This window comes from Chrysiogenia bacterium, assembly GCA_020434085.1.
Classification (GTDB): domain Bacteria; phylum JAGRBM01; class JAGRBM01; order JAGRBM01; family JAGRBM01; genus JAGRBM01.
The window spans coordinates 1-10,000 of sequence record JAGRBM010000489.1 but is presented as its reverse complement, the minus strand read 5'-3'; the positions used below and the strand labels follow the sequence as shown (position 1 = coordinate 10,000).

Here is a 10,000-nt window from a genome sequence, read left to right as displayed (position 1 = left end):
CGGCCAGCGCCATGGTGGAAACCCGGCGGCCGCTCACGCGGACGAGCTGCTCGGGCGTTGCGCCGATGAAGCTCTGCCCACCCGGCAGCCCGACCCAATAGACAGTGCAGCGGGGATGGCGCGCGCGCAGTTCCTCGATCAGCCCCAGTCCGCGCGCATCATCCCCGCCCAGATCTTCAATCTCACGCGCTTCGCGCCGAACCAGCACGACTTTCTCCAGCTCTCCGGCACGAATCCGCGCGATGGCCTGTGCGCTTTGCTCGAGCCAGGTCTCGTGAGTCCACTCAGGCCTTTCGTCCTTAGAGAGACTCGCTACCGGCCCGTCGCTCTCGAGCAGGCTGCCATCCGGCGCGACCCGCACGAGCTGCGCCCCCCAGACCGTTCCGCGGCGGCGCAGCAGCATCCGACCGGGAACGACGCAGAGGTTTTGCGGCATTCCCGCCCAGGGGTCGCCCGATGTTTGTTTCGAGAATGCGAAGGTGCAGAAGGCGCGGGCGACACGTTTCAGGAATGGAAGCGCAAAGACCGCATCGGAGAAGAGCGTGCGAAGCTGCGCGCGCGCATCGGCGAAGCAGGCATCGCCTCCGACTTCGAGGACCTGCGTCGCGCCGGCGCAGGCGAGTTCCTCTTCCTGCGAGCCCAAGTAACACCCGAGCTCTCCGCTCCCCAGCTCCAGTCGCAGCCACTCCACCGGTTCGATGTAGGGCGTTGCCATGGGGAGCACTGCGAGCACCGGGCGCCTAAGCAGTGCGGCACGCTCTGCCGCGAACTGCACGCTCTGCCGGGCGAAGTCGCCCGCAAGCTCGGGGTGCACCAAACCCGGCGGCATGGCTACTTCACGCTCCCCACGTAGGCCCAGGCGATGCCGAAGCTGAGCGGCGTTGCCGTGCGCTCGCCAAAGGAATCGGATTCGTCCATCAGATTCAGGAAGGCATCGCTACAGGGAAAGTTTGCCGACGTGCGGTTGAGATAGGAATACGCGGCGTGATTGCCGGTGATGATCCCACCGATGCGTGGCAGGACGCGCTCACTGTAAAAGCGGTAGAGCGGACCGAAGAGAATACCGCCGGGCTGGCCGAATTCCAGAACGGCGACTTTTCCACCCGGACGCACCACCCGCGCCATTTCCTGCAGGCACTTCTGCGGGTCGCTGACGTTGCGGATGCCGAATGAAATGGTCGCGCAGTCGAAGCGGTCGCTCTCATAGGGCAGGTCCATCGCGTCAGCTTGCGCGAAATTGATGTCGAGTCCCTTCGCACGTGCCTTGGCCGGCGCATGTTCGAGCATCTGCGCGCAGAAATCCGTGGCAAGCACCTCACCGGAATCGCCCACGCGTTTCTTCAGCGCGATGGCCACATCCCCGGTACCGGTTGCGCAATCGAGCACATGCTGGCCGGGCGCGATACCCGCCAGGCGAATCAAGCGCCTGCGCCACCAGTGATGAATGCCAAGGGAAAGGACCGAATTGGTCAGGTCGTAACGCGGCGCGATGCTGGCAAACATCTCGTTGACCTGTCTGCCGTGAAGCTGGGAATCGCGAACTTGCTCACTCATGGGCGACACCTCCCGCCGCCCTCCTGAATACCGCGATCTTTCGATAGTTTCAAGATAATTTGAAATAAATGATGAATATGAGAGCAGCGCCGAAACGCTGGCACGGTTTCAAGCTAAGATATTAAAATAATTGAATATTTTGGAGGTCTCGGGATCCGGGCAGGATGCACCAATCACTTTTCCAGGGGGAAGTAGAGTCGGACGGTCGTCCCCTCCCCCGGAGTGCTCTCCAGCGTGGCGAGTCCCTGGTGGGCCTTCATGATGCCCACCAGCGCCGGCAGTCCCAGGCCGCGCCCCTCCTCCCGGGTTGTCACAAAGGGCTCGAATGCCGCGTCGCGAATCTGTTCGCTCATGCCCGACCCATCGTCGCGGACTTCCACCATGGCGTAGGTTCCCGCAGCCGCGCCTTTTGCACCGCGCACATTCGGAATGAGCGCCGGATCGAGCCAGACCTTGTCCATCTTGACGGCAATTGCGCCGTCGTGACCATCGATTGCTTCGACCGAGTTGGCGAGCAGCGCGCTCAATGCCCGTTCAAGCTGATCGGCGTCTGCATCAATGATGAGTTCCTCATCGAGAGCGCTCAGCGAGACCGAAATGTTTTCGACCAATGCGCTCTGTGCCGTTTGAACGATGCCGTGCAAATGGCGGTAGAGATCCAGGGGCTGCGTGTGCAGTTGCACACGCCCGGCGTAGGAAACGAGCTGCCGGATCAGCTCCGCAGCACGGACCGCGGATCTCTCGATACTGCTCAGGTGGTTGCACACTTCCTCATCCTCGGGGAGCCGCCGTTGAATCAGTGAAATCCGTCCCAGAATCGGAGTGAGCAGGTTGTTGAAATCATGGGCGATTCCGCCAACCACGATGCCGATGCTCTCCAGCCGGCGCGCTTCCTGAAATTTCTCCTGCAGCGCTTCCTGCTCCTGGCGCACCCGGGTCAGCCGGGTGATGTCGTGTACGGTGCCGAGCATTCGCGTCGGGCTGCCGTCGGGCGCGCGCTCCACGCGGCCCTTTTCATGCACGTAGCGGATCTCGCCGTCGGGCCGGACCACGCGGTGTTCGACCGAGTAGGGGACGTCTTCTTCCAGATGAAGGCGTACGCCTTCCTCCACCAGCCTCCGGTCTTCGGGGTGGACCGATTCAAGGAATGCCTCATAGGTCGCACCGAACACCTGGGGTTCAAACCCGAAGATCCGGTAGACCTCGTCCGACCACGCAAGTGAGCCATTGAGAATATCCCAGTCCCAGTGCCCCACGTGGGCGATGCGCTGGGCTTCTTCGTATGCCCCGCTCACACGTTGCAGTTCATCCTTGACTCCGCGCTGGCGCAGCAGTGCCCACCGCAAAACAAAACTGAAAACGATTACGGGGATCAGGGAAACCGTCCGTGCCACGAGCTCGGGCAGGGGCGGGCTGAAAATTGCGTGCAGAAGTGTCTCGTGCTCATCGAGTGATGCATGGGCCAGCGAGTCGCCGAGCCAGACCAATGCCCAGACAGTGAGGGCAAGCCCCCAGTAGCCTTTTCGGGAATACCATGCATTGTTCAACGCTCTGATCGCCATTGTCCGTCCAGATGTTTCAAATTGCTACAGGTTCGGGCGCTCGTCCGGCACTGCTGCAACATCATGCTGCCACGTCGATTCTCCCCTGTCAGTTGCACGTCAAAGCAGGGAAAAGCAATAATTGTCCAATCGTGGCGGAGCAGAAATAGAGATCGGGTCTCACAAGTAGGAATTGTGGACCCCGGGGTAGTGTTTCAATGGGGAAGCTCGGGTCCGGCCACGTACTGATAACCGAAGATGATCCCGAGGTCAGCCTTCTGCTCTCGGACCTGCTGCAGGAAAGCGGGTTTGAGACCACCAGTGCCGAGTCGCTCCAGGGCGCCCGGCATTTTCTCAGTCACTCTTCAGCCGATCTCATCCTTCTCGATCTCAACCTTGTAGACGGATCGGGCGTCGATCTGATTCCCGAGATGGTGTCCCATCCATCCGCGCCTGCCGTGCTGGTTCTGACCGCCAATACTTCACCGGGCACGGCATCCGAATGCATCAACAGGGGGGCCTTCGACTACATCACCAAGCCCTTCGACGTCGAGACCCTGCTCAATCGAATCCAGCATGCCCTACGCGTCCGAAGCAACGAGATCGATCAACAGGCGCGCTCACGCAGCAGCCTCATGGAGCTCAGCCAGAAGACGGTCCCTCTCCCCTCCCCGCAGATGCGGGAAATCGAGGAGCTCGTCGTACGCCTCGGACGCGAAGGGTCCGTGCCGGTTCTCATCCGCGGTGAAACGGGGGTCGGTAAGGAGCACATCGCCAGGAAAATTCACGAACTCTCACCCCGCTATGACGGGCCCTATGTCGCGGTAAACTGCGCAAGCTTCGAGAAGCATCTCATCCAGTCCGAGCTCTTTGGGCACGAGAAAGGCGCCTACACCGGCGCCCATGAACGACGACAGGGCCTGTTCGAACTGACCCAGAACGGCACGCTCTTTCTCGATGAAGTCGGCGAACTCCCTCTCGACGTGCAGGGACACTTTCTGCGTGTGCTCGAATACTCCATGCTCCGCCGGCTGGGCGGCGTCAATGAAATTTCCGTCAATACCCGTGTCATTGCGGCAACCAACACGAGCCTCAAGAACGCCGTTGCGGCAGGTACATTCCGGTCGGATCTGTATTACCGACTGGCCGTCGCGGAGATCGTCATCCCTCCGCTACGCCAGCGATACGAAGACATTCCGGTTCTCGCCGGTCATTTTTGCAGGGAAATCGGATTGCGACGCGGTCGCAAGCTCGAGCTGCAAAGCGGCGCGATCGCCGTGCTGAATCGCTATCCCTGGCCCGGAAATGTTCGCGAGCTGCGCAACGTCATCGAGCGCGCCGATCTGCTCAGCCCCTCCGGCACAATCAACGATGGTGTGATTGCGCAGGTGCTCTCCGTTCCCGGCAGCTCCCAGCCCGCACCGGAACCGAGCCCGACCAGCTCACTGGAAGAGGTGGAAGAAGCCCATATCCGCTCGGTTCTCGATCGGTGCGGCGGCAACCAGACCCGCGCGGCGGAGATTCTCAAGATCTCCGCGCGCACTCTTTCGCGGCGCCTCGCCAAGATGAAGGGAAAGGGCGCCACGGGACCTTGACGCACCCGGTCACAGGCGATGTTTCTCTCATTCACTCAGGGCGCCGCGTCCGCTAGACTTGCCACTTATGCCAATCAGCTCCCCCGAGGGCCCGCAACGCCGGAGACCGGCGGTGGGCTGGCTGCCCAATCCCATCGATTGGAGCCCGATCGACCGCGGCCTGTTTCTGACCGCCATCGCCCTGTGCGTTTCGTGCAGCAATGTCGCATTCCTGAGCTGGCTCAGCCGCTCCTCGATCGGCGACCAGCTCAACCCGGACTTCTACCCGGTCACGCTGGGGATCGCGATGGCACTCACTGCGGGCGCTCTGAGCCTGTTACTCGGCGGGCTGCTGCGACGCCGCCATGTCAAGGACTGGCCCTTCCTCTCGGAATTGTTGGCGCATGGGTACACCCTCGGCGTTCTCTTTTTCTCCTATGCTACGGGTCTCTATACAACGCAGATTGCCCCTCTTCTGGTCGCGGGCATCGCGGTCGGCTTGCCGCTGCTTCACAAGGGCGCCATCGCCCGCTCGGTGGTCTCGGGGCTCAGCGTTCTGATTGCGATTCTGATCCTCGATGAATTGCACCTGATTCCCTACGCGCCGGTCTTCATCTCGACCCCAGTGGACGCGGCGGGCCGCCCGGTGGGGGCGCTGCGCTACTGGCAGATGACCCTGCTGGTGGTCTCGCCGCTTCTCGTGTGGGTGGTCGTCAACTCGCTGCTCTCGCGCTGGAGGGAGCGGGAAGCACAGTTCCAGGACTTGGCCGCCACCGACTCCCTCACCGGTCTTTCAACCCGGCGTCAGTTCTTCGAGTTCTTTGAGGCCGAGTGCGTGCGCGCCCAGCGCACGGGCCGCCCGGTGGGTTTCATCATCTGCGATCTCGACCATTTCAAGTCCGTCAACGACACCTGGGGGCACAGCGTCGGAGATCTTACCCTCCAGCATGTCGCCGCAATTCTTCGCGCCGAAATCCGCCAGGGCATCGACCGCGTGGGACGTTTCGGCGGTGAAGAACTGGTCGTGCTGCTTCCCGAGACAGCGCTGGAGGGAACCATCGCCGTGGCTGAGCGGATGCGCGAGCAGTTGCAGAACTCCGAGATCTCTACTGCGAACGGGGGGCTTCGGATCACTGCGAGCTTCGGGGTGGCCGCGCGCGAGGGAGAGCTCGCCCAGGCCGACCTGCTGCTTGAAGAAGCCGACAACATGCTCTATCGCGCCAAGCAGCGCGGCCGCAATCGCGTCGTCTGGCACGACGACGATCCGGCAGCCCAACAGATATCCTGAGACTTACTTCGCCGGCTCGGCCGGCGCCTCCGGCACTGCGCTTTCCTGCTCAACCGCACGAACGGTCAGCGGTTTGTCGTCGATATTGAGCAGCGCATCGACGTCCCCGGGTTCGAAGTCATAGGCCACGTAGATCTGGAAGCCCATGTTGTACGTGCCCTTGGGCATCTTGCCGATGTCCATGGTGTAACCGATCAGATGCTGCCCCGGTTCGTTCTCGGGAGGATCCAGCGCGTTGTTGTCGTCCTTGAGCGCCAGGTCCATCACCGCGCCCTTGGCGATCAGGCGTTCGTCATAGAGCATCCGCGACATGAGCGCTGCATCGTTGGGCAGGTACCCGGCGATCCAGAACTGACCCCGCCGCTTGAGGTTCTTCTCCGCCTCGGAGAGCTTGCCGTCGATGACGATCTCGCTGTTGTCCTGGGTAAAGATCTTCGCCCCCATGGCGTTTTTGTTGAGGTCAAGCCCCGCAGTGAAGCTGCTCCCATCGCAAACGAACCAGTCGGCATCAACAGGCACCCAGATTTCAGCCTTGGTGGCCAGCCCGTTTTCATAGAACTGGAAGTAGATGACGATTTTCGGTGCAAAGGGCAGGCGCACACCGCCCAGGATGATCCAGAAGATATTCCGGCGAATCACGCGGACCGGGCCGTCCTTGTAACCGATGGTGAAGGCTTTGACGTTGTTCTCGTCAAAGTGGAGCGGGATGCAGAACAGGGGCGCGGGCTTGACGCGAATGCGCACCTTGAAACGATCGAGAACGTTGGGAATCGTGGTGCCGTTGGGATGCTTGCCGATGAGCCCCTCCACGATGAGCGGCTTCTCATCCACAAAATCGATGACACCAAGGCGCGCGTTGACGGTATCACCCTTGGGATCGTAGTCGACATAGTCGATGGCACTGCGTGCGGGCACGTCACCGGCATCGAAGTAGAACAGGTAGACCCAGCTCGTCGACTGGTCGACGGGATCGGTGATTTCGAGCTCGATGGCCCTGGGGGTCAGCCAGCTCTCCCGCGCGGCGCGACTGCCCGAGTCGCGGGCCATGAACACCAGTTCGTCGTTGTAGTCGAGCTGGTCGAGTTTCTCTTCGTGATAGGCGTTGCGACGAATGAGCTCGAATTCCTCACGGCTCAGCTCGCCCTTCTTGATCTGTTTCTCGTATTTCTTGCGAGAGTCCTCGAAATCCTCGATGCGATCCTCGTGCTTTTCAGCCTCGGGAATGTCGTCGAAGCCCGCCTCGTCGCGCACCTCATCGGTCACGGTATTGGTCGAGATGATGAACTCGCCGTCGGGGTCCTTCTTGTCGATCTGGTAGGGGATGGGAATCCACTGGCCGTTCTGGTGGGCATAAAGGCGCATCCGGTCGATCTTGCGCCCCTCGAAGGCCTGCAGCGGCTCGCCGCTCAGGGCCACCGGGTCGAGATCTCGCGCGAGGGTCTTTTCCTGCGCGCGCGCCGGCGCCGCCCAGGCCGCTACCGCCAGAATTGCCAACGCCGGCCAAAGCCGGCGGATCATGCGAGCAAAGTGCCTCATGCCCGAGTCCCCCCGTTCCGATTGCCTGTATCAGGTCGGATCAGTATGCCGGATGGAACCCGCTGCCTATGTAAACAATTTTAAAGGGAGTGAGCGCCGCTCAGGCGCCGTCTTCAGTTCGTTTCGACTTCCTGCCACCAGTTCGGGCTGGCCACGACGATCTCCGGCTCGGCCAGAAGCGCGCGGGCCAGCTCAATACTGGCCATTCCGGACTCGGAAGCGACCTCAAAGGTCGGGGCACTCAGCTTCAGTTCGCGCACAACCACGAGGCTGCGCCCGGCCAGCCAGGCGAGCGCCTGCGTCCGATTGAGGGAGTCATCGAAGCGCACGAGTACGCCGCCCGGAAGCCCCATGAGCGGCGAGTCTGGACGCGTTCCGGCCCGGAACGCCGGTGAGTCCGATCCAGCAAGGCTCTTCGCGGATGCGCCACCGGCCGGGCGCACCCACACGCCGGGGGCCGCTTCACGCGCCTGGCTTTCAGCGATCTTGGCCGAAGTCCCACCCGCCGGCGCGACGTCCGAGAACGCGATCTCGAATGCAGGGTCGAGCCAGTAGGTGCGGGTTTTGAACCCATCGTCGATCTTCACGGGCACGAGTTGCGCGGCGTTGGCGCTCTTCGACGCCTTTGTCGATGCCTTCGTCGGCGCGCTCTGGGCCGCCGCCGGGGAGGCCAGCAACCCCAGGCTCAATGCAGCAACAAGCAATGTTTTCATGGACAGCTCCCCGGCCCGGAGGCAGTTCCGTAAAAAATGATCGACCAGGACTCGAAGGTCCCGGTATCGAGCGGCCCGAGGTCGCGGACCCGCAGGGTCCAGTCGCCATCGGCGGCTTCGCCCAGATGAAAGACCGTTGCAAACTCCCACTCATCGTAGCCGTCGCAGGAGCCGCCCCCGCATTCGTGCGCCGGGGCCAGCACGCTTTCAGTTCCGTCGGTTTCGTTGATCAGCGTGATCTCCAGGTCGCCGGCAAAGGGATGGTCCGAAGCGCTGAAGAGCACGTTGATGTATTCGATTGCTCCGATGCCGCTGGCGGCCACGGAAATCGTATCCGAGATGCCCGTCATGTCGTTGTCGGGAATGGCCATCGCGGGCGTTGCGCTGTGGGGGCCGCTCGAGAGCTCTGTTCCCACGTTCGTCCAGCCCACCGCGCAGGCCGTCGCCGCCTGGGCATCGGGAATGCCGAATCCGTAGTTGAGATTGATGTTGTAGCCCGCGCCGTTGGTGGTCCACTCCCCGTTGGCCGCGTCATTCTTGCGTGCCGTCTGGGCCAGAATGTGGCGCACGTCGCGCCAGCCAAGGTCGGGATTGGCCTGCAGCATGAGCGCCACCACACCCGCTACCGCGGGCGTTGCCGCCGAAGTGCCGGCAAAGTCGTTGGTGTAGTTGATGTTGTCGAGTTCGATCAGGCTCTGCCCATCGTTGTAGCCAGTCGTCCCCGTGCGGTCGGTTGTGGTGATGTTGAGCCCGTCGCCGCCGGGCCCGGCCGGACCGCTGATCCAGAGGTTTGCTCCGCGCTCGGAGTAATCGGCCTTGACCCCGTCGGCGTCAACCGCCGCCACGATCAGCATGCCGCGATGGTTGTGGTAGCCGTCAAAATTCGAGTCCACCAGGCAGGTCTCCACCGCATCGGTGGCGCAGCCGCCATCGTTGCCGGCCGCCATCAGGTAGACGACCCCCTTGCCGTCGCGCCCCAGGGTCGTGCCCTCCTCCATGGCCATCGCGAAAGAGCTCAGCGCGGGCACCAGGTCACCGGCCTTGGTGATGTTGCCCCAGCTATTGTTCGAGACATCCTGATTGACCACGTCACGGGTGAAGGAATCGAGAAGGTTGATGCTCGAATACTTGGTCAGCAGGTTGTAGCCAATGAGCGTCGCACGCGGCGCCACGCCATGCACGCCAAGCCCGTTGCCGTCGCGCGCCGCGATAATCCCGCCCACCGCGGTGCCGTGCTCACGGGTGGCGCTGCCGGTCGGATCGTTGTCGTTTTCACGGTAGTCCACGTGCCCGGTCGCGGGCGTGTTCTGGTCGAGGTCCTCGTGCCCGATCTCGAGTTCCTCGTCCACCACGGTGACCCGGACCCCCTCGCCGCGCAGGCAGGCGTCCCACACGGGCTGGACATTGAGGTCCTCGCCCGGGGTGCCGCAGTCCTCGGGGGCACCGCCGCACTGGCCCGTGTTGGTCAGGTGCCACTGTCCCTGGAAGAGCGGATCCGGCGTGTTCATCGGTGTGAGCGAGGGGGTCGCGCTCTTCATCGGCGAGGCCAGGCCTTCGCCCGCCTCTCCGACCGCAGCCACCCGATAGTAGTAGGTCGTCTCGTTGCTCAGGCCCGTATGGAAAACCGGCGGCGCTGTGACGCTCGTCTTGGTGGCGTCTTCGATATCGGTGAAGGCGCTCGTGCTGTAGTAAAGACTATAGGAGAAGGCGCCGGGCGCCGGGTCCCAGATCAGGGCGTTCTGCCCGATGCAGGCTGAGGCCGTCAGCCCCGTCACCGTCGGGACGGGGTAGTTG

The 10,000-nt window shown here is 62.6% G+C and carries 8 protein-coding genes; 2 read left to right on the top strand and 6 right to left on the bottom strand.

Annotated features, from left to right (window positions below):
- The 3 genes from KDH09_16500 to KDH09_16490 form a co-directional block, all read right to left on the bottom strand.
- On the bottom strand, nt 1-829 hold an 829-nt coding region (locus tag KDH09_16500), incomplete at its 3' end, for a chorismate-binding protein (protein ID MCB0221299.1).
- Between the two features lie 2 nt (nt 830-831).
- Nucleotides 832-1,554 (bottom strand): bifunctional demethylmenaquinone methyltransferase/2-methoxy-6-polyprenyl-1,4-benzoquinol methylase UbiE, encoded by a 723-nt coding sequence (gene ubiE, locus KDH09_16495; protein ID MCB0221298.1) that lies wholly within the window; start codon nt 1,552-1,554, stop codon nt 832-834.
- Nucleotides 1,555-1,727: 173 nt separating this feature from the next.
- On the bottom strand, nt 1,728-2,849 hold the full coding sequence (locus KDH09_16490; GenBank protein MCB0221297.1) for a PAS domain-containing protein: 1,122 nt from the start codon (nt 2,847-2,849) through the stop codon (nt 1,728-1,730).
- Nucleotides 2,850-3,313: 464 nt separating this feature from the next.
- Between KDH09_16490 and KDH09_16485 the strand changes: the two genes are divergently transcribed.
- Both KDH09_16485 and KDH09_16480 read left to right on the top strand, forming a co-directional pair.
- A complete protein-coding gene (locus KDH09_16485; GenBank protein MCB0221296.1) occupies nt 3,314-4,690 on the top strand; it encodes a sigma-54-dependent Fis family transcriptional regulator in 1,377 nt (458 codons plus the stop codon).
- A 112-nt stretch (nt 4,691-4,802) separates the two neighbouring features.
- The gene (locus tag KDH09_16480) at nt 4,803-5,957 is read left to right on the top strand and encodes a GGDEF domain-containing protein (protein ID MCB0221295.1); all 1,155 of its coding nucleotides are present in this window, start codon (nt 4,803-4,805) and stop codon (nt 5,955-5,957) included.
- A gap of 3 nt (nt 5,958-5,960) precedes the next feature.
- Here KDH09_16480 and KDH09_16475 read toward each other — a convergent pair whose 3' ends face one another.
- The 3 genes from KDH09_16475 to KDH09_16465 form a co-directional block, all read right to left on the bottom strand.
- Nucleotides 5,961-7,493 (bottom strand): hypothetical protein, encoded by a 1,533-nt coding sequence (locus KDH09_16475; GenBank protein MCB0221294.1) that lies wholly within the window; start codon nt 7,491-7,493, stop codon nt 5,961-5,963.
- Between the two features lie 113 nt (nt 7,494-7,606).
- Nucleotides 7,607-8,206 carry a hypothetical protein gene (locus KDH09_16470; protein MCB0221293.1) on the bottom strand — a complete coding sequence of 200 codons (600 nt, stop codon included), beginning with the start codon at nt 8,204-8,206 and terminating at the stop codon, nt 7,607-7,609.
- Nucleotides 8,203-10,000: S8 family serine peptidase (locus KDH09_16465; GenBank protein ID MCB0221292.1), on the bottom strand; the 1,798-nt coding region annotated here is incomplete at its 5' end. The genes KDH09_16465 and KDH09_16470, both read right to left, overlap by 4 nt.

Coding starts and splice junctions, on each gene's coding strand:
- ubiE (MCB0221298.1), bottom strand. CDS start 1,554: ATGAGTGAGCAAGTTCGCGATTCCCAGCTTCACGGCAGACAGGTCAAC.
- KDH09_16485 (MCB0221296.1), top strand. CDS start 3,314: ATGGGGAAGCTCGGGTCCGGCCACGTACTGATAACCGAAGATGATCCC.
- KDH09_16475 (MCB0221294.1), bottom strand. CDS start 7,493: ATGAGGCACTTTGCTCGCATGATCCGCCGGCTTTGGCCGGCGTTGGCA.
- KDH09_16470 (MCB0221293.1), bottom strand. CDS start 8,206: ATGAAAACATTGCTTGTTGCTGCATTGAGCCTGGGGTTGCTGGCCTCC.